General features: G+C 60.0%; 17 protein-coding genes. 10 read left to right on the top strand and 7 right to left on the bottom strand.

Annotation, left to right across the window (positions count from 1 at the left end):
* Positions 1 to 31: 31 nt before the first annotated feature.
* On the bottom strand, positions 32 to 1,168 hold the full coding sequence (locus B9N88_RS10875; protein ID WP_027604845.1) for an acyl-CoA dehydrogenase family protein: 1,137 nt from the start codon (positions 1,166 to 1,168) through the stop codon (positions 32 to 34).
* A 220-nt stretch (positions 1,169 to 1,388) separates the two neighbouring features.
* Between B9N88_RS10875 and B9N88_RS10870 the strand changes: the two genes are divergently transcribed.
* Positions 1,389 to 2,309 carry a GlxA family transcriptional regulator gene (locus tag B9N88_RS10870; protein ID WP_169899207.1) on the top strand — a complete coding sequence of 307 codons (921 nt, stop codon included), beginning with the start codon at positions 1,389 to 1,391 and terminating at the stop codon, positions 2,307 to 2,309.
* Between the two features lie 111 nt (positions 2,310 to 2,420).
* Here the strand turns inward: B9N88_RS10870 and zapE are convergent, their stop codons facing one another.
* The 3 genes from zapE to B9N88_RS10855 all read right to left on the bottom strand — a co-directional run bounded on the left by zapE (position 2,421) and on the right by B9N88_RS10855 (position 5,604).
* Positions 2,421 to 3,515: a cell division protein ZapE gene (zapE, locus tag B9N88_RS10865; protein WP_027604847.1), complete on the bottom strand. Its 1,095-nt coding sequence runs from the start codon at positions 3,513 to 3,515 to the stop codon at positions 2,421 to 2,423.
* Between the two features lie 79 nt (positions 3,516 to 3,594).
* Positions 3,595 to 4,950: a tryptophan--tRNA ligase gene (locus tag B9N88_RS10860; RefSeq protein ID WP_027604848.1), complete on the bottom strand. Its 1,356-nt coding sequence runs from the start codon at positions 4,948 to 4,950 to the stop codon at positions 3,595 to 3,597.
* 24 nt (positions 4,951 to 4,974) lie between these two features.
* Positions 4,975 to 5,604, bottom strand: a complete 630-nt coding sequence (locus B9N88_RS10855) for an alpha/beta hydrolase (protein ID WP_043293448.1) — start codon at positions 5,602 to 5,604, stop codon at positions 4,975 to 4,977.
* Positions 5,605 to 5,751: 147 nt separating this feature from the next.
* On the opposite strand from B9N88_RS10855, the gene B9N88_RS10850 reads away from it, so the two are divergent.
* Entirely contained in the window at positions 5,752 to 6,189 is a 438-nt protein-coding gene (locus tag B9N88_RS10850) for a Z-ring associated ZapG family protein (protein ID WP_003171734.1), read from the top strand.
* A gap of 84 nt (positions 6,190 to 6,273) precedes the next feature.
* On the opposite strand, the gene B9N88_RS10845 is transcribed toward B9N88_RS10850, so the two are convergent.
* From B9N88_RS10845 to B9N88_RS10835, 3 genes are all read right to left on the bottom strand, one after another.
* Positions 6,274 to 7,998, bottom strand: a complete 1,725-nt coding sequence (locus tag B9N88_RS10845; RefSeq protein ID WP_027604850.1) for an ABC transporter ATP-binding protein/permease — start codon at positions 7,996 to 7,998, stop codon at positions 6,274 to 6,276.
* 97 nt (positions 7,999 to 8,095) lie between these two features.
* Complete coding sequence (locus tag B9N88_RS10840) at positions 8,096 to 8,656, bottom strand: response regulator transcription factor (RefSeq protein ID WP_010565532.1); 561 nt, start codon at positions 8,654 to 8,656, stop codon at positions 8,096 to 8,098.
* Positions 8,649 to 9,911: an ATP-binding protein gene (locus B9N88_RS10835; protein WP_027604851.1), complete on the bottom strand. Its 1,263-nt coding sequence runs from the start codon at positions 9,909 to 9,911 to the stop codon at positions 8,649 to 8,651. Before B9N88_RS10835 ends, B9N88_RS10840 begins: the two co-directional genes overlap by 8 nt.
* Before the next feature lie 204 nt (positions 9,912 to 10,115).
* Between B9N88_RS10835 and B9N88_RS10830 the strand changes: the two genes are divergently transcribed.
* The 8 genes from B9N88_RS10830 to B9N88_RS10795 all read left to right on the top strand — a co-directional run bounded on the left by B9N88_RS10830 (position 10,116) and on the right by B9N88_RS10795 (position 21,573).
* On the top strand, positions 10,116 to 10,829 hold the full coding sequence (locus tag B9N88_RS10830) for an SIMPL domain-containing protein (RefSeq protein ID WP_027604852.1): 714 nt from the start codon (positions 10,116 to 10,118) through the stop codon (positions 10,827 to 10,829).
* Positions 10,830 to 10,921: 92 nt separating this feature from the next.
* Positions 10,922 to 12,523, top strand: coding sequence for an ABC transporter substrate-binding protein (locus tag B9N88_RS10825; RefSeq protein WP_027604853.1), 1,602 nt, complete (start codon positions 10,922 to 10,924; stop codon positions 12,521 to 12,523).
* A 258-nt stretch (positions 12,524 to 12,781) separates the two neighbouring features.
* Complete coding sequence (locus B9N88_RS10820; RefSeq protein WP_027604854.1) at positions 12,782 to 14,410, top strand: ABC transporter substrate-binding protein; 1,629 nt, start codon at positions 12,782 to 12,784, stop codon at positions 14,408 to 14,410.
* 364 nt (positions 14,411 to 14,774) lie between these two features.
* Positions 14,775 to 16,319 carry an ABC transporter substrate-binding protein gene (locus B9N88_RS10815; protein WP_371263353.1) on the top strand — a complete coding sequence of 515 codons (1,545 nt, stop codon included), beginning with the start codon at positions 14,775 to 14,777 and terminating at the stop codon, positions 16,317 to 16,319.
* 171 nt (positions 16,320 to 16,490) lie between these two features.
* Positions 16,491 to 17,888 carry an OprD family porin gene (locus B9N88_RS10810; RefSeq protein WP_027604856.1) on the top strand — a complete coding sequence of 466 codons (1,398 nt, stop codon included), beginning with the start codon at positions 16,491 to 16,493 and terminating at the stop codon, positions 17,886 to 17,888.
* Between the two features lie 80 nt (positions 17,889 to 17,968).
* The gene (locus B9N88_RS10805) at positions 17,969 to 19,564 is read left to right on the top strand and encodes an ABC transporter substrate-binding protein (protein ID WP_027604857.1); all 1,596 of its coding nucleotides are present in this window, start codon (positions 17,969 to 17,971) and stop codon (positions 19,562 to 19,564) included.
* A 76-nt stretch (positions 19,565 to 19,640) separates the two neighbouring features.
* A complete protein-coding gene (locus tag B9N88_RS10800; protein ID WP_003215992.1) occupies positions 19,641 to 20,651 on the top strand; it encodes an ABC transporter permease subunit in 1,011 nt (336 codons plus the stop codon).
* A 10-nt stretch (positions 20,652 to 20,661) separates the two neighbouring features.
* Entirely contained in the window at positions 20,662 to 21,573 is a 912-nt protein-coding gene (locus B9N88_RS10795) for an ABC transporter permease subunit (protein ID WP_027604858.1), read from the top strand.

Raw genomic sequence — 21,573 nt, 5'->3', positions numbered from 1 at the left:
CCCCCGATGACGCACTCAAGACCAGCAAAAATCAAAGCGCCCGCGCAATGATCTCCTTCATGATCTCGTTGGTCCCCGCATAAATCCGCTGCACCCGCGCATCCGCCCACGCCCGCGCAATCGGGTATTCCCACATGAAGCCGTAGCCGCCGTGCAACTGCACGCACTCATCCAGCACCTTGCATTGCAGGTCCGTGGCCCAGTACTTGGCCATCGCGGCAGTGGGCACATCCAGCTTGCCTTCCAGGTGCAGCGCCATGCATTTGTCGACGAATACGCGGCCGATCTGAATCTCCGTGGCCATCTCCGCCAGCTTGAAACGGGTGTTCTGGAAGTCGGCAATCGCCTTGCCGAACGCCTTGCGCTCACGGGTGTATTCCAGGGTCCACTGCAACGCCGCCTCGGCAGACGACAGCGCGCCAATCGCGACAGTCAGACGCTCCTGGGGCAATTCCTGCATCAGGTAGGCGAAGCCCATGCCGGCCTGGCCCAGCAGGTTTTCCTTGGGCACCCGCACGTCCTGGAAGAACAGCTCCGAGGTGTCCTGGGCCTTCATGCCGACCTTCTCCAGGCGCTTGCCCTTGGCGAAGCCGGGCGTATCAGCCTCCACCAGAAACAGGCTGGTGCCCTTGGCACCGGCCTTGGGATCGGTCTTGGCGACCACGATCACCAGCTCAGCCAGGAACCCGTTGGTGATAAAGGTCTTGGAGCCATTGATCACGTACTCATCACCGTCCAGCACGGCGGTGGTCTTGACCCCTTGCAAGTCGGACCCGGCACCCGGCTCGGTCATGGCGATGGCCGTGACTGTCTCGCCAGAGATCAACTTGGGCAGGTACTTGTGCTTCAGCGCTTCACTGCCGTAATGCAGGATGTAGGGCGCGACAATGTCCGAATGCAGGGAAAAGCCGATGCCAGTCAGGCCCAAGCGACTGATCTCTTCGATCACTACCGCGCTGTAGAGAAAGTCCGCGCCCAGCCCGCCGTACTCCTCCGGCAGATGGGAACACAACATCCCCGCCTCCCCCGCCTTGTTCCACAGGTTACGGTCGATGTAGCCCTGCTTCTCCCATTGCCCGTGAAACGGTGCAGCGTCTTTTTCAAGAAAGGTGCGCACGCTCTGGCGGAAGAGTTCGTGCTCCGGGCTGAACAAGGTTCTCGGAATCATGGGTCACCTGCGTGGATTGTCGGACAAGGAGGAACCCACAGAGCCTATGCCCCGATGGCGTCACAGGACACTGGACACATGCGACAAAAAATAAGACGATCCAGCCGTCTGGTGACCACTTTCCCCTATAAGAATAAATGAAATTATGTCTAACCAAATCTCCACGCCGTTGCGGCGCGTCAGCATTTTGGCCATTGATCGGGTATTCGCTTCAACCCTGATGCAAGCCAAGGATTTCTTCCATCTCGCCAGCCTGCGTTATGGCAAACAGCAAGGCCTGGGCCTGACCCCAGCGTTCGAAACACGCCTGGTGAGCCCCGACGGAAAATCGGTGCGCAGTTTCAGTGACGTGATCATGCCGGTGGACGGCGGCCTGGAAGACGCCGACATCATCGTGCTACCGGCCTTCTGGGATGACTTCGATGCCCTGTGCGCGCGCTACCCGCAAGTGCTGCCGTGGCTGCGCGAACAGCATGCACGGGGCGCGGTACTCTGCGGCGAAGCCACCGGGGTGTTCTGGCTGGCCGAAGCCGGCCTGCTCGATGGCAAGGAGGCGACCACCTACTGGCGTTTCTTCAACGCGTTCGGCGAACGCTTCCCCAAGGTCCAGCTCAACCAGGACAAGCACCTCACCGACGCCGACAACCTGTATTGCGCCGGCGGCACCACCTCGGCGTGCGACCTGTATATCTACCTGATCGAACGCTTCTGCGGCGCCAACATCGCCCAGGCCGTGGCCCGCGACATCCTCTACGAAGTGCAGCGCAGCTACTCGCCGGGACGTATCGGTTTTGGCGGGCAGAAGCTGCACCAGGACGTGATCATCCTGCAGATCCAGCATTGGCTCGAAGAGCACTTCGCCGACAAATTCCGCTTCGAAGACGTCGCCCGGGAACACGGCATGAGCATCCGCAACTTCATGCGCCGCTTCCAGACCGCCACCGGCGACAAGCCGCTGCACTACCTGCAACGCTTACGTATCGAGACGGCCAAGGGCCTGCTCTCGGGCAGCCGCAAGAGCATCAAGACCATCAGTTATGAGGTGGGCTACGACGATGCGAGTTTCTTTGCGCGGTTGTTTCGCCAACACACCGAGTTATCGCCGAACCAATACCGCCAGCAATTCCAACAGGCTGCGTAAGCAAATGTGGGAGGGGGCTTGCTCCCGATAGCGGTGGATCAGTCAGTGCATCTGTTACTGAAAGACCGCTATCGGGAGTAAGCCCCCTCCCGCACTTGACCTACATCTGTCTTAGGGTTTGTGCCCGCGCGACAGGAACTCGTGGGACTGCATTTCGAGCAAGCGGCTCAATGTCCGTTGGAATTCGAAGTTCAAGCGCCCGCCGGTATACAAGTCCTTGAGTTCGACTTCCGCCGAGATGATCAACTTGACATTACGGTCGTAGAACTCGTCGACCATGTTGATAAACCGTCGTGCGATATCGTCGGTGGTGACGCTCATCTGCTCCACGCCGCTGAGGATCACTGCGTGGAAGATCTTGCCCAGTTCGATGTAGTCGTTCTGGCTGCGTGGGCCGTCGCACAGTTGGCGGAATTCGAACCAGGCCACGTCATCGCAGGTACGCAGGGCGATGATTTCGCGGTTCTCGATCATCAGCTTGTCGTTTTCCACCGCCTGGGTGCATTCCGGCGTGAGGGCGCGGAAGCTTTTGCGCAGGCTTTCGTGCGCCGCTTCGTTCAGCGGAAAATGGAACAACTCCGCCTGTTCGAGGTGACGCAGACGGTAGTCGACGCCGCTGTCGACGTTGACGATCTCGGTGTTCTGCTTGATCAGCGCAATGGCCGGCAGGAAGCGCGCGCGTTGCAGGCCGTCCTTGTACAAGCCGTCGGGCACGATGTTCGAGGTGGCGACCAGGGTCACGCCGTTCTTGAACAACTCTTCCATCAGGGTGCCGAGGATCATGGCATCGGTGATATCGGAGACGAAGAATTCATCGAAGCAGATGACCCGCGCTTCATCGGAGAAACGCTTGGCGATGATGGTCAGCGGGTTTTTCTCACCCGGCAGGGTCTTCATCTCTTCGTGCACGCGCTTCATGAAGCGGTGGAAGTGTGTCCGTACCTTTTCCTTGAACGGCAGCGCTTCAAAGAATGTATCGACCAGGTAGGTCTTGCCCCGGCCCACGCCACCCCAGAAATACAGGCCCTTGACCGGCACGTGGTCTTTCTTGCCGAACAGCTTGCTGAGCATCCCCGGCTTGCTCTGTGAGGCCGCGACCAGGTCGTCGTACAGGCGCTGCAAATGACGCACCGCCGTTTCCTGGGCCGCGTCATGGAAGAATTCAGGGCGTTTCAGATCAGCTTGATATCGTTCTAGGGGCGTCATAATTTCGTTAGCAAGGCAACAAAAACGGGCCGTCACTGTAACGACGGCCCTGGATAATGGCAATCAACCCTTGGTCGGGTTAATCCTCGATTGGGGTCAACGCGATGCGCAAGGCTTCGATGGCGGCATCACGGGATGCGGCATCGGCGAACTCGGCGCTGTCGGCCACTGCGGCGCCGTCCAGCCATACGCTGAAGCTCAGGGCCTCGGTACGTACATCCAGCGCTTCACCGTTTTGCAGTTGCTTGGTCACCGCACCGGCCGCCTTGCCATCGACAAAGTTGCGCGACAGCAGCAGTTGTTCGCCATCGGCGGCCAACAGGCGGAAGCGGAAGCTGCCGTCGTCTTCACGGAAGCTCACAAAACGTGCGGCTTTGGCGGCCTTCTTCTTGGTCGCAACCGGCGCCGCAGCCTGGTTGACGAACGAACGCAGGCCCACCGCTTCACGCAACTCGGCCAGGAATGGCGCGGCTACGGCACGGGCTTTCCTGGCGCCCACCTGCAACAGGTCTTCCATGTCCGACGGGCGCGACATCAACTGGTGGTAACGCTCGCGCGCTTCGCCGAGCTGACCATCAAGCAGCTGGAACAGACGGTTCTTCGCCTCGCCCCAGCCCAGGCCTTGCAGCAGCTCGCCGCGGAACGCTTCTTCCTGGGCCTTGCTGGCAAACGCCTGGTAGAGGGTGAACAGGTGCGAGTTGTCCGGGTCCTTGGCTTCGCCGGGCGCGCGGGAGTCGGTAACGATCCGCGAGATGGCGTCTTTCATGTCCTTGGCACTGGTGAACAACGGGATGGTGTTGTCGTAGCTCTTGGACATCTTGCGGCCATCCAGGCCCGGCAAGGTGGCAACGCTTTCCTCGATCAACGCCTCGGGCATGGTGAAGAATTCTTTACCGTTGCCGAACAGGTGGTTGAAGCGCTGGCCGATGTCGCGGGCCATTTCCACGTGCTGGATCTGGTCGCGGCCCACCGGCACCTTGTGCGCGTTGAACATCAGGATGTCCGCCGCCATCAGCACCGGGTAGCTATACAGGCCCATGGTGATGCCCGCATCCGGGTCTTCGCCGGTCTCCACGTTCTTGTCCACCGAGGCCTTGTACGCATGGGCGCGGTTGAGCAGGCCCTTGGCGGCGACGCAGGTCAGCAGCCAGGTCAGCTCGGGGATTTCCGGGATGTCGGACTGACGATAGAAGGTCACCCGGTTCACATCCAGGCCACCGGCCAGCCAGGTCGCGGCGATTTCCATACGCGAGCGCTGGATGCGCTGCGGGTCATCGCATTTGATCAGGGCGTGGTAGTCGGCCAGGAAGTAGAAGGAATCGGCATTGGCATCCTGGCTGGCCAGGATCGCCGGGCGGATCGCACCGGCGTAGTTGCCCAGGTGCGGCGTGCCGGTGGTGGTGATGCCGGTGAGGATACGGGTACGAGTCGTCATGGGTAATCGCTTATCAGACTGCTATCAATTCGAGAGGCGCGGCAGCACCAGATCCTTGAGATCGGTGAGCTTGCCATGAAAAAAGTGCCCGCATTCTGCCACTTTCAGCAGCTCATGGGGGCGTTTCAAGGCGGCGGACCAGTCGTAGACGGTTTGCGGGTCGACCACTTCGTCGGTTTCCGGCTGGATCAGGGTCAACGGGCAGCTGTGGGGCAGCACATCGGTATCGCGCAGGCGCATCACCGCCGCGGCGACCATGAACAGGTGCGCGAGCTTTTCGCCTTTGGCTTCCAGGCGGCCGCCGAGGCTGGCCGCCACGTAGCCGCCAAAGGAAAAACCGAGCAGGGTGATCGGCAGGTCGGGGTGCTTTTCACGCAGCCAGGTGGCAGCCGCTTCGGCATCGTCCACTTCACCGGTGCTCATGTCGTGGGTGCCGGCACTCGCACCGACGCCACGGTAATTGAAACGCAAAGTAATCAACCCGGCATCGCGAGCCGTGCGTTGCAGGGTCGAAACGACTTTATTGAGCATGGTCCCGCCCTGCACCGGATTAGGGTGGCAGATCAGCGCCAGGCCACGTGGCTCGGAGTGATCCAGGTACAGGGCTTCCAATTGGCCTACCGGGCCATCGATCAAAACGGGGGTTTCACGCATGAGCAAGGAATGAACTCCGTGACCTCTCAAAGGGTCGACTCGTCTAGCTAAAAGTCTGTGCATGGCATCATTGCGAGCTTAATCGCGGTATACAGCGCAGGTTTGAGCCGTTAACGTAAAGCAAAGCCGTTTATAGAGGAAGGACTCGTGGAACACTCGCTCTTAGTTTGGTTGTTGCCGACTCTCGCCTTGGTTGCCGGTGTCGCCATTGGATTCCTGGTTGCCCGCCTGCTGCCGAATGCCGCGCCTAACCGCACGCAGCGTCAGTTGGATGACATTCAGGAACGTTTTGACAGTTATCAGAACGAGGTTGTTACCCACTTCAACAGCACCGCGACCCTGGTCAAGAAACTCACCCAGAGCTACCAGGAAGTACAGGATCACCTCGCCGATGGGGCAAACCGCCTGGCCCTCGACGACATCACCCGCCAGCGCCTGCTGGCCGCGCTGCATTCCGATGCACCGCAAACTCCACGGGAACGCCTGACTCCGCCCCGGGAGAACCAGGAACCGCCACGGGACTACGCGCCAAAAACGCCAAACGCCCCAGGCATGCTGGATGAGCATTACGGCTTGAAGAAGTAAGTTATTTTCAAGCAATAGAAAAGCCCGGTTGATCGCTGATCAACCGGGCTTTTTGTTGGGCACCATTCTCCAGAACAAGGGGCCTCAGGCCACAGGTTGCTCTTGAAGCCACCCACCCTCGATCCGCACATGCCGCCCATGGAAGCGCTTGAGGCTGCTGCGATGACCGACGCTGACAATGCTCAACCCCGGCAATTCATCAATCAACGCCTGATACAACGTCGCCTCATCCTCTTCATCCATGGCCGACGTCGCTTCGTCCATGTACAGCCATTGCGGCGCGAACAACAAGGCACGGGCAAAGGCCAGGCGCTGTTGCTCGCCGGGCGAGAGCATGCGTTGCCAATGGTTGGCTTCGTCCAGGCGCTCCACCAGGTGCGGCAGGCGACAGGTTTCCAGGACCTGTGCATAACGTTCCGCCGAATAGACGCTGTCGTCCTGTGGGTAACTCAACACCGCCTTGAGCGTGCCGATCGGCAGGTAAGGCTTCTGCGGCAGGAACAGGTAACGCCTGGCCGGCAGGCGAATGCTGCCGTGACCAGCCGGCCAGAGATGCCCCATGGCGCGCAGCAAGGTACTTTTGCCGCTGCCGGAACGGCCGCTGAGCATGACGCGCTGGCCCGGTTCAACGATCATGTTGGCGTCGGTCAGCAGGTGGCGACCATCCACCAGGTTCAAGCCCAGCCCTTGCACCACAAGACGCTCGCCTTCAGCGCTGACGTCGATGGCAGCTGGGCGCTGCTCGTTCTCACGCATGGCCTGCTGAAAACTCAGTAGACGGTCGCTGGTCGCGCGCCAGCCGGCCAGGTCGGCGTACGCGCTGATAAACCAGCTGAAGTTGCCCTGCACGTTGCCGAACGCCGAGTTGATTTGCATCAGCTCGCCCAGTTCGATCTTGCCGGAAAAGTAGCGCGGGGCAGCCACGATAAACGCAAAGACGATCGCAATCTGTTCATAGCCGGCAGTGAAGAACGTCAGGCGCTTGGACACCTTCATGATGTCCCAGTAGTTATGCCAGACCTTCCCGAACCGCGCGTTCAAACGCTGATGCTCATTGGGTTCGCCGTTGTACAGGGCGATGCTCTCGGCATTCTCCCGCACCCGCACCATGGAGAAACGCAAGTCCGCTTCGAAGCGTTGCTGCTGGTTGCTCAAGCCGATCAAACGACGACCGATCAGATGGGTCAGCCAACTGCCGACACCGGCATAGACCAATGCACACCAGAACATGTAGCCGGGGATGGTGATACCGAACACTTCAATACTGCCGGACACGCCCCATAGGATAATGGAGAACGACACCAGGCTGACCACATTGCGCAACAGCCCAAGGCCAAGACTCAGGGTGTTCAGGGTAAAGCTGTTGAGGTCTTCGGAAATCCGCTGGTCCGGGTTATCGGTGTAGCCGCCCTGCTCCAGCTGGTAGTAGTTCTTGTCGCCAAGCCAGCGGGCGAAATACTTTTCGGTGAGCCATGCACGCCAGCGAATGGTCAGCATCTGGGTGAGGTAGAGACGGTAGACCGCGCCGAGAATCGCCACCGTGGCGATACCGCAGAAATAACCGATCTGTTGCCAGAAGGCGGCGGTGTCCTTGTTTTCCAGGGCGTTGTAGAAGTCCTTGTACCAGTGGTTGAGCCACACGGAAATGGCCACGCTGAACAGCGACAGGCCAATCACCACGGCGAGCAACAACCAGGCCTTGCCCTTCTCTTCACTTCGCCAATAAGGCGTGATCATCGCCCAGGTTCGGCGAAAAAATTGCCCACGCACAGCGTCATTGACCGCGGAGTACTCAGCGTTCTGATTCATCGTTCAGGCTCGTAGGGAGGAAGGCAGGCGTTTGAACCGATCATAGGTGATCGGTTCAGGGTTCCGTGCGGCCTGAAGCAGGCTGTTCAGCTTAGGTTCAGCGGCGTACCGGACGCTTCTGCAGCTTGCGTTGCAGGGTGCGCCGGTGCATGCCCAGGGCGCGGGCAGTGGCGGAGATATTGCCTTCGTGTTCGGTGAGGACGCGCTGGATGTGTTCCCACTGCAGGCGGTCCACCGACATCGGGTTTTCCGGCACCAGGGTGTCGAGGTCGGCGTGCTCGGACAGCAATGCGGCCAGCACATCATCGGCATCCGCCGGCTTGCACAAGTAGTTGCAGGCGCCGCGCTTGATGGCCTCGACGGCCGTGGCAATGCTGGAGTAACCGGTGAGGATCACCACGCGCATTTCCGGGTCGAGTTCCAGCAGCTTGGGCAACAGCACCAGGCCGGAATCGCCGTCCATCTTCAGGTCGAGCGCGGCATAGTCCGGCAGGTCGGCCTGGGCGATGGCCAGGCCCTCTTCGGCGGAGCCGGCGGTGCTCACGCGAAAACCGCGACGGCTCATGGCGCGCGCCATCACGCGGGTAAACGTGGCGTCATCATCTACCAGCAACAGGTGCGGCAGTTCTTCGCCTTCGACTTGGATCTCGTCACTCATCGATATCTCCTCGTGCGACACGGGGCAGGCGCAGCTCGGTGAGCGTACCGCCTTCCTCGTGACTATAGAGCTTCACTGAGCCGCCCGCGCGGGTCACGCTGGCCTTGCTCAAAAACAGGCCCAGGCCGAAGCCTTTGCCCTTGGTGGTAAAGAACGGTTTGCCGATCTGCTCGGCGATGGCCAGCGGCACGCCTGCACCATGGTCGCGAATGCTGATCGTCAGGTCATCCACATCCCAATCCAGCCGGACTTCCAGGCCTTCGGGGCAGGCGTCGGCGGCGTTGTTCAGCAGGTTGAGCAAGGCTTGGGTCAGGTCCGGCGGTGGCGCCAGGCGCGGCACGGTCCCCTGCCCCAGCAGATGGAAACGGTAGCTGGCTTCGGGGCGCATCAGGTGCCAGCGGTTCAGGGCTTCGTCGAGCCACTGGGTCACGTCCTGCATCTCGACCGCCAGGCGGCGATTGGCTTCAGCCGCGCGTACCAGTTGCTGCAAGGTTTGCTTGCATTGCTTGACCTGTTCGCGCAGCACGCCGAGATCCTCTTGCAGCGCCGGGTCGTGATGGTCCTGGGTCATTTCGTTGAGCAGCACGCTCATGGTCGCCAGCGGCGTGCCCAATTCGTGAGCCGCGCCGGCGGCCTGGGTGGCGACGGCGAGCAGTTGCTGGTCACGCAGGCCTTCTTCGCGGCGAATGGCGCGCAGTTCTTCCTGGCGGCGCAGCTCTTCGGCCATGCGCGCAGCAAAGAAGGTGATCACGGCGGCAGACAGGGCAAAGCTCAGCCACATCCCGTAGATCTGCAGGTTTTCGCGGGCGATGGGGAACGTTTGCAACGGATAGAACCGCGCCAGCAGCAGGGTGTACAGGGTCAGGGCGATACCCGACAGCACCACCGAGTAGCGCCACGGCAAGGTCACCGCAGCGATGGTCAGTGGCACCAGGTAATAAGACACGAACGGGTTGGTGGAACCGCCGGAGAAATACAGCAACACACTGTGGATAAACAGGTCGCAGGCCAATTGCAGGGCGTATTCCAGCTCGGTCACCGGCCAGGTGGTGCGCAACCGAATGGCGGTAAACACACACAGCACGATGGAGAAACCCAGGGTCACGCCCAATTGCAGCCACGGCAGCGGCAGCAGGTCGAACCAATAGGCGAGCCCGACCGAACCAGCCTGCGCGGCCAGTACCAGGGTACGAATGAACGTCAGGCGCCAGAGGTTCTGGCGGGTGGCGGAAGTCAGTTTTACGGCGGCGAGCATGAGCTCTCCCGATGAGCGCTGCAGGCGGATCGGCAGGAGTATAAACGAAGCGGGCACGCTGGCATGGCGCGTGTGGCTCTTTGCCGCAGGCCGGGCGAACGACCGTTCGTCGGCGGCCGCACAATGTGTAGCGAATATGTAAACCCGAAGAACCCGACACCACCGTCTACAGTCATACCGATACGAACACCCTAAGGAGCTTCCATGTCTCGTTTCACTCGCAGTGCAGTTGTTCTCACCCTCAGCGCCAGCGCCCTGGCCAGCCTTCCGGCACTGGCCGCCGATGCACTGAATTACAACCAGATTTCCCTGCGCGCCGAGGTCAGCCAGGAAGTGGCCCGCGACAAGATGATCGTCACCCTCTACACCGAGTCCCAGAACGCCGACCCGGCCAAGCTCGCCGCCGAAATCACCACCACCATGAACAAGGCCCTGGGCCAGGCGCGCGAAGTCCAGGGCGTGACCTTGCGCCAGGGCAGCCGTAACAGCTACCCGATCTACGACAACAAGAACCAGAAGATCACCGGCTGGCGCGAGCGCGCCGAACTGCGCCTGGAAAGCGCGGACTTCCCGGCGCTGTCCAAACTCACCGGCGAACTGCTCAACACCCTGAAAATGGAAAACATGGACTTCGCCATCGCCGACACCACGCGCAAGACCAGCGAAGACGCCCTGCTCAAGGACGCGGTCGCCGCGTTTAAAGCACGCGCGCAACTGGCCACCGATGCGCTGGGCGGCAAGGGCTACAAGATCGTCAACTTGAACTTCAACACCAATGGCTACCCACAACCTTATGCCCGTGGCGGAATGATGATGAAGGCGGCCATGATGGATTCAGCACCGACGCCGGAAGTGGAGGCAGGTACCAGCCAGGTCAGCATGAGCGCCGATGGAGTGATCGAAGTGCAGATGCCGTAACCCCTACCCGGCAAACCTGAACGGCGGTAACCTCGGTGACCGCCGTTTTCGTTTGGGCAGCGTTTATATGCCTGCCACTTCTAGGGGTCTCCATGGAAAGAACCACCTTCAAACCGCTACTCCTTGCCGCAGGCCTGCTGGCTTTTATGCCGATGGCCCACGCAGCCAGTACCCTGGTCTACTGCTCCGAAGCCAGCCCCGCCGGGTTCGACCCCAGCCAGTACACCAGCGGCACCGATTTCGATGCGTCCGCCGAAACCGTGTTCAACCGCTTGACCCAATTCAAGCGTGGCGGCACCGAAGTCGAACCGGGCCTGGCCACACGCTGGGAGGTGTCCGAGGATGGCCTGGCCTACACCTTCCATCTGCGCGAAGGCGTCAAGTTCCACACCACTGATTTCTTCAAACCCAGCCGCGATTTCAATGCGGATGACGTGCTGTTTACCTTCAATCGCCTGCTGGATGCCGAGAGTCCGTTTCGCAAGGCCTACCCTTCCGAATCGCCGTACTTCACCGACATGGGCCTGAACACCACGATCAAGAGCGTCGACAAACTCGACGAGCACACCGTGCGTTTCAACCTGAACAACGTCGATGCCTCGTTCGTGCAGAACCTGGCCATGAGTTTCGCCTCCGTGCAATCGGCCGAGTACGCCGCCCAGCTATTGAAGGAGGGCAAGGCCGAAGACATCAACCAGAAACCGGTGGGCACCGGGCCGTTTGTGTTCAAGCGCTACCAGAAGGACTCGCAGATTCGCTACGTGGCCAATAAGCAGTACTGGAAACCCGAGGATGTGAAACTCGACAACCTGGTGTTCGCCATCACCCCGGACGCCGCGTCGCGCCTGCAAAAGCTCAAGGCCGGCGAATGCCAGGTCAGCGGCTACCCGCGCCCGTCGGACATCGAGGTGATGAAACAGGACCCCAACCTGCGCGTGCTGCAGCAAGCGGGTTTCAACCTGGGCTTCCTGGCCTACAACGTGACCCACCCACCGCTGGACCAGCTCAAGGTCCGCCAGGCCCTGGACATGGCCATCGACAAGCCGGCTATCATCAAGGCGGTTTACCAGGGCGCCGGACAATTGGCGCAGAATGCACTGCCACCGGCGCAGTGGTCTTATGACCCCTCCATCAAGGATGCCCCGCACGATCCGACCAAGGCCCGCGCGCTACTAAAAGAAGCAGGGGTTGCACCGGGCACTACCATCAACCTGTGGGCAATGACCGTCCAGCGCGCTTCCAACCCGAACGCGCGCATGTCGGCCCAGATGATCCAGCAGGATTGGGAAAAAGTCGGCATAAAGGCCAATATCGTCAGCTATGAATGGGGCGAGTACATCAAGCGCGCCAAAAATGGCGAGCACGATGCGATGATTTATGGCTGGACCGGCGACAACGGCGACCCGGATAACTGGCTCGGCGTGCTCTACAGTTGTGCCGCGGTCAAGGGCAGCAACTACGCCAAATGGTGTAACCCGGCCTACGACAAACTGGTGCAGCAGGCCAAGGTCAGCAGTGACCGCGAGCAGCGCATCAAGTGGTATCAACAGGCACAAAAAATTCTTAAAGAACAAGTACCTATAACGCCCATTGCAAACTCGACGGTTTTCCAACCCCTGCGCAAGGAAGTGAAGGACTTCAAGATCAGCCCCTTTGGGCTGACACCGTTCTACGGCGTGAGTCTAGATAAGTAACAGCAATGCCCCAACCGAGTGCGCCAGACGCCTCGGTTGACCCTCTCTGGTGCACCTTATGCACCGAAAAAAACCCATAAATACGTTCAAATATGTCAAAACTTTCATAATTGCGACATTCCTGTACGTTCGTACCACTCTTTCCGCCTTGCGACGGTTCAGCATCTTGCAATGGGTATGGCGCCTGCATAAGTATCCGCAGGCCGACTCACGAGGTCGCCCTCACCACCAAAAATGACAACAAATCATGAGGCCAACATGCTTAAACACGCAGTCCTTCCGTTATTAGTGAGCGCTGGCCTTATGGCCGCGGCCCCATTCGCCCAAGCGGCGACTAACCTGGTGTTCTGCTCCGAAGGGAGCCCGGCCGGTTTCGACCCAGGCCAGTACACCACCGGAACAGACTTCGATGCCTCGGCCGAAACCATGTTCAACCGCCTGAGCCAGTTCGAACGAGGCGGCACCGCCGTTGTTCCTGGCCTGGCCACCAGCTGGGACGTGTCCCCGGATGGCCTGACCTACACCTTCCACCTGCGCGAAGGCGTCAAGTTCCATACCACCCCATACTTCAAGCCGACTCGTGAATTCTCGGCTGACGACGTCCTGTTCACCTTCAACCGGATGATCAACAAAGACGATCCATTCCGTAAGGCCTACCCCACCGAGTTCCCGTACTTCACGGACATGGGGATGGACACCAACATCAAGAACATCGAGAAGGTCGATGCCCACACCGTCAAGTTCACCCTTGGCACCGTGGACGCCGCGTTCATCCAGAACCTGGCGATGAGCTTCGCGTCGATCCAGTCGGCCGAATATGCCGCCCAGTTGCTGAAGAATGGCACGCCTCAGGACATCAACCAGAAGCCAATCGGCACTGGCCCGTTCGTATTCAAGAGCTACCAGAAAGACTCGAACATTCGCTACACCGGCAACAAGGACTACTGGAAACCTGAGGACGTGAAGATCGATAACCTGATCTTCGCCATCACCACCGATCCGTCGGTGCGTATCCAGAAGCTGAAGAAAAACGAGTGCCAGATCACCCTGTTCCCACGTCCGGCCGACCTCAAGGCGCTGGGTGAAGACAAGGACCTGAAACTGCCGCACCAGGCCGGTTTCAACCTGGGCTATGTCGCCTACAACGTCATGGACAAGGTCAAGGGCAGCGACCAGCCCAACCCACTGGCCGACCTGCGCGTGCGCCAGGCGCTGGACATGTCGGTGAATAAACAGCAGATCATCGATTCCGTCTACCAGGGCGCAGGCCAACTGGCGGTCAACGCCATGCCGCCAACCCAATGGTCCTACGACACCACCATCAAGGACGCCAAGTACGATCCCGAGAAAGCCAAGGCGCTGCTCAAGGAAGCGGGTGTCAAGGAAGGTACCGAGATCGTTCTGTGGGCGATGCCGGTTCAGCGTCCGTACAACCCGAACGCCAAGCTGATGGCCGAAATGCTGCAAAACGACTGGTCCAAGATCGGCCTGAAGGTCAAGATCACCAGCTACGAGTGGGGCGAGTACATCAAGCGCTCCAAAGGCGGCGAGAACCAGGCCATGATCATTGGCTGGAGCGGCGACAATGGTGACCCGGACAACTGGCTGAACGTGCTGTTCGGTTGCGACTCCCTGGCCGGTAACAACTTCTCCAAGTGGTGCGACAAGAAATTCGACGGCGTCGTGAAAGAAGCCAAGGCTACGTCGGACGTCGCCAAACGCACCGAGCTGTATAAGCAGGCGCAACATATCCTCAAAGATGCAGTCCCGATGACACCTATCGCGCACTCGACGGTGTATCAACCCATGCGCAACACCGTACAGGACTTCAAGATCAGCCCGTTTGGCCTGAACTCCTTCTATGGCGTGAGCGTAAGCGGCAAGTAAGGACCAATGACGGCGACGTTTAATAACGTCGCCGTTATTGCATCCACCTGGACCGTAGGCAATAGACCACGCTCGTAATCGCCGCGTCCTACAGCTGCGAACTGCGACAAGTAGCTCTTTTGCCTACAAGGTCAGTCCAATTTGGCGCATTTACTGCGCAGTCCGCGACCCATACCGTCGTAGGACAGCAGAGGCTCCAACCTGGGAAAGGCACTTGCTGTGTGTGGGATCAGTAATGTCCCCCTGGCCGTACGCCAGGGTGATTGCTTGCTGATGACAACTACAAACAAGGATCGGGATCGTCATGCGCCATACCACCGTTCTATCCGCAATTTTTGGCACCAGCCTGCTGGCCGTAGCCACGATGGGCCAGGCGGCCGACAAGAAGAGCCTGGTGTTCTGCTCCGAAGGCAGCCCGGCAGGGTTCGACACCGCGCAGTACACCACCGCCACCGATAACGATGTGGCCGAGCCGCTGTACAACCGCCTGGTTGAGTTTGAAAAGGGAGCGACCAACGTCGTACCTGGACTGGCGACCAAGTGGGGCATTTCCGAAGACGGCCTGACCTACACCTTTCACCTGCGTGAAGGCGTGAAGTTCCACAGCAACAAGGAATTCAAGCCGACGCGGGATTTCAACGCCGACGACGTGCTGTTCACCTTCAACCGCATGCTTGACCCCGACCACCCGTTTCGCAAGGCCTACCCCACCGAGTTTCCGTACTTCAACGGGATGAGCCTGAACAAGAACATCGCCAAGGTCGAGAAAACCGACCCGCATACCGTGGTGATGACGCTGAACTCGGTCGACGCTGCATTCGTGCAGAACATCGCCATGAGCTTTGCCGCCATCCTGTCGGCCGAATACGCCGAGCAGTTGCTCAAGGAAGGCAAGCCCAGCGACATCAACCAGAAGCCGATCGGCACTGGCCCCTTTGTCTTCCAGCGCTATCAGAAAGACTCGCAGATCCGTTATGTGGGCAACAAACAGTACTGGGACCCGAGCAAGGTCAAGCTGGACCAGCTGATTTTTGCCATCAACACCGACGCCTCGGTGCGCGTGCAAAAACTCAAGGCCGGCGAATGCCAGGTCACCCTGCACCCGCGCCCGGCCGACGTCGACGCGCTCAAGGCCGACCCGAACCTGCAACTGCTGACCAAGCCGGGCTTCAACTTGGGCTACATCGCCTACAACGTGCGCCACAAGCCGTTCGACCAGCTCGAAGTGCGCCAGGCGCTGGACATGGCGGTGAACAAGCAGAGCATCCTCAACGCCGTATACCAGGGCGCGGGGCAGTTGGCAGTCAATGCCATGCCGCCGACCCAATGGTCCTACGACGACAGCATCAAGGACGCCGCCTACAACCCGGAAAAAGCCAAGGAACTGCTCAAGGCCGCCGGCGTGAAGGAAGGTACCGAGATCACCCTGTGGGCGATGCCGGTGCAACGGCCGTACAACCCCAACGCCAAGCTGATGGCCGAGATGCTGCAAAGCGACTGGGCCAGGATCGGCCTCAAGGTCAAGATCGTCAGCTACGAGTGGGGCGAATACATCAAGCGCACCAAGAACGGTGAGCACGATGTCAGCCTGATCGGGTGGACCGGCGACAACGGCGATCCGGACAACTGGCTGGGCACCCTCTACAGCTGCGACGCCATCGGCGGGAACAACTACTCCATGTGGTGTGACCCGGCGTACGACAAGCTGATCAAGCAAGCCAAGGTCGTGACCGACCGCGAACAAAGGACTGTTCTGTACAAACAGGCACAGCAACTGCTCAAGCAGCAGGTGCCGATCACACCCGTCGCCCACTCGACGGTCAACCAGCCGTTAAGCGCCAAAGTCGAAGGCTTCAAAGTAAGTCCCTTCGGCCGCAACGTGTTCTCGGGCGTCAGCATTAACCCATAAGAAAATAACCGGATTGCAGGGAGCGAAGTTGGCTCTCCCGCAAACGTGCAGCCTTTTATTGGGAAATTTCCTACGGCAAACGTTTGCAACAGCTTGATCGAGTTACACACCCAATAGCCGGATCACCAAAAAAGACCGGCATTAAAAAGAGAACCAAAGGAGCTTCAACCCATGAAACTGAGCAGCAAAGCGCTTCTGGCCTTGGCCATCAGCAGCATCACGGCCACCGCCTATGCTGAACCCGCCAGCCAGGACTTCGTCCCGACCACATTGGCCGGCGCCAGCGCCCAAAGCGAGGCCAAAGGCTTTATTGACGGTCAAAGCCTGGGCGGTACAACCCGTAACTGGTACTCCAGCGAGAAGAAATTCCGTGGCCAGCGTTTCTCCTATGAGAAACACAATCAGACGCGCACCGACGCAAACCGCACAAACTGGGTACAAGGCACCATCCTCAATTACTCCTCGGGCTTCACCCAAGGCACCGTGGGGGTGGCGACCGAAGTCGCGGCTTACAACGCCGTGGTCCTGGACCGCAGCAAGCGTGATATCAAGGGCGGTTCCAACCGTACCCTGGCTGACTCCGACGGCGATGCAGTAGGCCAGTGGAGCAAACTGGGCCTGGCGAACGTCAAGTTCCGCGTGTCCAACACCACCTTGACCGCCGGTCGCCAGAACTTCAGCAGCGGAATCGTCGATACCATCGGCAACCGTGCCCTGCCTTCGAGCTTCGAGGGTGTGAGCTTCAACAGCGAAGAGTTCAGCAACTTGTCGTTCCAGGGCGGCATCTTTGATCGCGTTTCGCCGCGTACCGAACAAAGCCTGTCGAAATTCCGTTCCGAGTACGGCAATGGCCAGGAAACCGACAAGGTCAAAACCCTGGGCTTCAACTACCAGCCGTTCAAGAGCCTGAAAACCAGCGTATTCGCCGCTAACGTCGAAGACTTCTGGAACCAGTACTACTTCGGTGCCACCCACGAATTGGGTGATGCACAGACCCTGGCACTGACCACCGGCCTGAACTACTACAAAACCACCGACACCGGCAGCAAGAAGATGGGCAACATCGACAACGACACTTACTCGTTGTCCCTGGGGCTGACCCACCAGGCCCACAGCCTGACCTTCTCGTACCAGGAAGTTAACGGTGACGAGTACTTCGACTACCTGCACGAAACCAACGGCATCTACCTGGCCAACTCCCTGACCTCCGACTTCAACAGCCCGAACGAGAAGTCCTTCCAGATCGCCTACGGCATCAACATGGCCGAATACGGCGTGCCGGGCCTGAAGTTCAACGTCTACTCGGCGCGCGGCTGGGGCATCGACGGTACTCACTACAACGGTACCGCCTACGGTGAAGCCGGCGCTTCGCGTAGCGACCTGCGCCTGATGGACGGCGAGAAACACCAGGAATACGGGGTTGGCACGTCCTACGCGATTCAGAGCGGCCCACTCAAGGCCACCACCATCCGTGGCACCTACGTGACTCACCGCGCCAGCGCACAACAGGCTGACGGCAACATCAAAGAGTTCCGCCTGGTCACCACCATCCCGTTCAACATTCTTTAACTAGCACCAGGTAGACGGCAGGCTCAGGACGAGCCTGCCGTCTACGCTTGTCTGGTCCCATCGATTGCAGAGGGCTCTGAATGAAAATGCTCCCGCTACAAGCTGCCGTTGCCGCTGCGCTGTTAAGCGTGGCTATCGGCGTATCGGCCAAACCCCTGGTGGTCTGCACCGAAGCCAGCCCGGAGGGTTTTGACCCGGTCCTGTACACCACGGCCGTCACCGCCGATGCCGCCGCCGAAACCATGTTCAACCGCCTGGTGGACTTCAAGCCCGGCACCACCGAGATCGTGCCAGCGCTGGCCACTTCCTGGGAAATCAGTGACGACGGCCTGACCTATACCTTTCATCTGCGCGACGACGTCAAGTTCCACACCACCGACTACTTCAAACCCACGCGCAACATGAATGCCGACGACGTGCTCTGGAGCTTCCAGCGTCAACTGGACCCGAAACACCCGTGGCACAACAAATCCAGCGTGGGCTACCCGTACTTTGAAAGCATGGGCTTCAAGGAACTGCTCAAGAGCGTAGAGAAGACCGATGACCATACCGTGGTCTTCACCCTGACCCGCCCTGAGGCACCGTTCCTGGCCGATGTCGCGATGCCGTTCACCGCCATCCACTCCGCCGAGTACGCCGACAAGCTACTTGCCGCCGGCAAGACCGAAGAGCTCAACAGCAAGCCGATCGGCACCGGCCCGTTCATTTTCACACGCTACCAGAAGGACGCTCAGGTGCGCTTCAAGGCCAACCCGGAGTACTTCCGTGGCAAGCCTCCGGCCGATCCGTTGATCCTGGCCATTGCGGTGGACAACAACGTGCGCCTGCAGAAGCTCAAGGCCAACGAATGCCAGATCGCGCTGTATCCCAAGCCCGACGACCTTCCCAGCATCAAGAAAGACCCGAACCTGAAGGTCGCCGAACTGGCGGCGATGACCACCGCATACACCGCCCTGAACACCACCCACAAATACATGAGCGACGCGCGGGTGCGTCACGCGATCAACATCGCGTTCGACAAGAAAGGCTACAACGAATCCCTGTATGGCAAAGGCAACGCCGTGGATGCCACCGGGCCGTATCCGCCGACCCTGCTGGGCTTCAACGATAAGCTGAAAAACCCTGAACGCGACCTGGACAAGGCCCGTGCCCTGCTCAAGGAAGCCGGTGTGCCGGAAGGCACCGAGTTCACCCTGTTCACCCGTAACGGCGGCGGCCCGACCAACCCGAACCCGATGCTGGGCGCCCAGCGCATGCAGGCAGATCTGGCGCAGATCGGCCTGAAGGTCAATATCAAGGTCATGGAATGGGGCGAAATGCTCAAGCGCGCCAAAGCCGGCGAGCACGACATGGTTTCCGCCGGCTGGGCCGGTGACAACGGCGATCCGGATAACTTCCTTACGCCGAACCTGAGTTGCGATGCAGCGAAAAACGGCGAAAACTACGCCCGCTGGTGTAACAAAGAGTTTCAGGACTTGATCGATAAGGCCCGCGCCGACGCTGAACCCCAGCAGCGGGCCGCACTCTATCAACAAGCCCTGGAGGTTTTCGACAAGGACCAACCGTGGATTCCCATGGCGTACCCGAAAATGTTCACCGCCATGCGCAAGAACGTCGAGGGTTATACCCAAAGCCCTCTGACGAACAATAACTTCGCCACCACCCAGGTGAAGTAAATAAGAGAAACGCTCGGCACCGCCCACCAGGACGGTGCCGAACCTGCCTAACCGGCTGATTGAGGTACACCACAAGATGTTTAGTTTTATTGCCCGCCGACTGGGGTTATTGATCCCCACGTTTTTCGGCATCACGTTGCTCACGTTTGCGTTGATACGCATGATCCCTGGCGACCCTGTCGAAGTCATGATGGGCGAGCGGCGCGTCGACCCCGAGATGCACGCACAGGCAATGGAACGCCTTGGCCTTAACAAGCCGCTGTACGCGCAATACCTGGACTACGTCGGCAAGCTCGCCCACGGCGACCTTGGCGAATCCCTGCGTACCCGTACCAGCGTGTGGACCGAGTTCACCGCCCTCTTCCCGGCGACCCTGGAACTGTCCATGGCCGCCCTGTTGTTCGCCGGCATCCTGGGCCTGTTGGCCGGGGTGATCGCGGCACTCAAGCGAGGATCCCTGTTCGACCACGGGGTGATGGGCATCTCCCTGGCGGGCTATTCGATGCCGATCTTCTGGTGGGGCCTGATCCTGATCATGTTCTTCTCGGTGAGCCTGGGCTGGACCCCGGTGTCCGGACGTATCGACCTGCTCTACGACATCGAGCCGCGCACCGGCTTCATGCTGATCGACACCCTGCTGGCTGACGAGCCGGACGCATTCTGGGATGCGCTGCACCACCTGATCCTGCCGGCCATCGTGCTCGGCACCATTCCGTTGGCAGTGATCGCGCGGATGACCCGTTCATCCATGCTCGAAGTGCTGCGTGAAGACTACATCCGCACCGCCAAGGCCAAGGGCCTGTCGCCGGCGCGCGTGGTGTTCGTGCACGGCCTGCGTAACGCACTGATCCCGGTACTCACCGTGGTCGGCCTGCAAGTCGGCACCCTGCTGGCCGGTGCGGTGCTGACCGAAACCATCTTCTCGTGGCCCGGCATCGGCAAATGGCTGATCGAAGCCATTGGCGCACGGGACTACCCGGTGGTGCAAAACGGCATCCTGCTGATCGCCTGTCTGGTGATCCTGGTGAACTTCGTGGTGGACATCCTCTACGGCTTCGCCAACCCACGCATCCGTCACCAGCGCTGAGATCATGACCATGACCACACCTACTCAAGTGTCAGCAGTCGATCAAAGCCTGCTGTACCCGTCGCCGTACAAAGAATTCTGGCAAGCCTTCTCCAAGAACAAGGGCGCGGTTGCCGGCCTGCTGTTCATGTTGCTGATCGTGTTCTGCGCGATCTTCGCCCCCTGGGTAGCGCCGCATAACCCCAGCGAGCAATACCGCGATTTCCTGCTCACCCCACCGTCGTGGCTGGAAGGCGGGCAGATCCAGTTCCTGCTCGGCACCGACGAACTGGGCCGCGACCTGCTCTCGCGCCTGATCCAGGGCTCACGCCTGTCCTTGCTGATCGGCTTGTCGTCGGTGGTGATGTCGCTGATCCCGGGCATCCTGCTGGGTCTGTTCGCCGGTTTCTTCCCGCGCCTGCTCGGCCCGACCATCATGCGCCTGATGGACATCATGCTGGCCCTGCCCTCGCTGCTGCTGGCGGTTGCGATTGTCGCGATCCTCGGCCCTGGCCTGATCAACACCGTGATCGCCATCGCCATCGTGTCGCTGCCGTCCTACGTACGTCTGACCCGCGCTGCGGTGATGGGCGAGCTGAACCGTGACTACGTGACTGCCGCCCGCCTCGCCGGCGCCGGCCTGCCCCGCCTGATGTTCATCACCGTGCTGCCTAACTGCATGGCACCGCTGATCGTGCAGGCGACCCTGAGTTTCTCTTCGGCGATCCTCGATGCCGCGGCCCTGGGCTTCCTTGGCCTTGGCGTACAACCGCCAACCCCGGAGTGGGGCACCATGCTGGCTTCGGCCCGTGACTACATCGAACGCGCCTGGTGGGTGGTGAGCCTGCCTGGCCTGACCATTTTGCTCAGCGTGCTGGCAATCAACTTGATGGGTGACGGCCTGCGCGATGCGCTGGACCCGAAACTCAAGAACGCCGCCTGA

The organism is Pseudomonas sp. LAMO17WK12:I1, from assembly GCF_900177315.1.
Taxonomy (GTDB): domain Bacteria; phylum Pseudomonadota; class Gammaproteobacteria; order Pseudomonadales; family Pseudomonadaceae; genus Aquipseudomonas; species Aquipseudomonas marginalis.
The sequence above is the reverse complement of the archived record's forward strand: the minus strand, read 5'-3'. Positions and strand labels throughout refer to the sequence as shown.

Bases quoted from the DNA above. Each gene is read 5' to 3' on its own strand.
- B9N88_RS10870 (WP_169899207.1), top strand. From the start codon at position 1,389: ATGCAAGCCAAGGATTTCTTCCATCTCGCCAGCCTGCGTTATGGCAAA.
- B9N88_RS10825 (WP_027604853.1), top strand. From the start codon at position 10,922: ATGGAAAGAACCACCTTCAAACCGCTACTCCTTGCCGCAGGCCTGCTG.
- B9N88_RS10840 (WP_010565532.1), bottom strand. From the start codon at position 8,656: ATGAGTGACGAGATCCAAGTCGAAGGCGAAGAACTGCCGCACCTGTTG.
- B9N88_RS10815 (WP_371263353.1), top strand. From the start codon at position 14,775: ATGGGCCAGGCGGCCGACAAGAAGAGCCTGGTGTTCTGCTCCGAAGGC.
- zapE (WP_027604847.1), bottom strand. From the start codon at position 3,515: ATGACGCCCCTAGAACGATATCAAGCTGATCTGAAACGCCCTGAATTC.
- B9N88_RS10810 (WP_027604856.1), top strand. From the start codon at position 16,491: ATGAAACTGAGCAGCAAAGCGCTTCTGGCCTTGGCCATCAGCAGCATC.
- B9N88_RS10835 (WP_027604851.1), bottom strand. From the start codon at position 9,911: ATGCTCGCCGCCGTAAAACTGACTTCCGCCACCCGCCAGAACCTCTGG.
- B9N88_RS10875 (WP_027604845.1), bottom strand. From the start codon at position 1,168: ATGATTCCGAGAACCTTGTTCAGCCCGGAGCACGAACTCTTCCGCCAG.
- B9N88_RS10800 (WP_003215992.1), top strand. From the start codon at position 19,641: ATGTTTAGTTTTATTGCCCGCCGACTGGGGTTATTGATCCCCACGTTT.
- B9N88_RS10830 (WP_027604852.1), top strand. From the start codon at position 10,116: ATGTCTCGTTTCACTCGCAGTGCAGTTGTTCTCACCCTCAGCGCCAGC.
- B9N88_RS10820 (WP_027604854.1), top strand. From the start codon at position 12,782: ATGCTTAAACACGCAGTCCTTCCGTTATTAGTGAGCGCTGGCCTTATG.
- B9N88_RS10805 (WP_027604857.1), top strand. From the start codon at position 17,969: ATGAAAATGCTCCCGCTACAAGCTGCCGTTGCCGCTGCGCTGTTAAGC.
- B9N88_RS10795 (WP_027604858.1), top strand. From the start codon at position 20,662: ATGACCACACCTACTCAAGTGTCAGCAGTCGATCAAAGCCTGCTGTAC.
- B9N88_RS10860 (WP_027604848.1), bottom strand. From the start codon at position 4,950: ATGACGACTCGTACCCGTATCCTCACCGGCATCACCACCACCGGCACG.
- B9N88_RS10845 (WP_027604850.1), bottom strand. From the start codon at position 7,998: ATGAATCAGAACGCTGAGTACTCCGCGGTCAATGACGCTGTGCGTGGG.
- B9N88_RS10855 (WP_043293448.1), bottom strand. From the start codon at position 5,604: ATGCGTGAAACCCCCGTTTTGATCGATGGCCCGGTAGGCCAATTGGAA.